This window comes from Gilvimarinus sp. 1_MG-2023 (assembly GCF_030548285.1).
Map to the genome: position 1 here is coordinate 1 of NZ_JAUOSC010000595.1, position 319 is coordinate 319.

Consider the following 319-nt stretch of genomic DNA (forward strand, 5'->3'; position numbering starts at 1 on the left):
GAATTAAAAGTGGTTGAAGACGAAATTTCACCACGCCGCTTTCGACAGCTCTGGATGGAAGCCTTGGCATCCGCTGGCACCACACACAAGATGGCTGATTATCAGCAAGATCTTGATCGTTTCTTTTCTTCAGTCAAGGGCGCCTTGTTAAAAGACGACCGAATCTCTCTTGAATTACAGAGCGGTGATACCGTACTGGTGATCAATCACTATGACCATGCCCACCTGTCTGCAGAGTTTATGTCCTTGCTGGTTGATTCCCTGACTGCACGTATTGCACCGATCCCACAATTACGACAGGGCTTGCTCGGTTTGATTG

1 protein-coding gene is annotated in these 319 nt (G+C 48.0%); it reads left to right on the forward strand.

The features are described from left to right. The coding region (locus Q4563_RS18240; RefSeq protein WP_303605511.1) for a hypothetical protein at positions 1-319 on the forward strand (319 nt) is incomplete at both ends.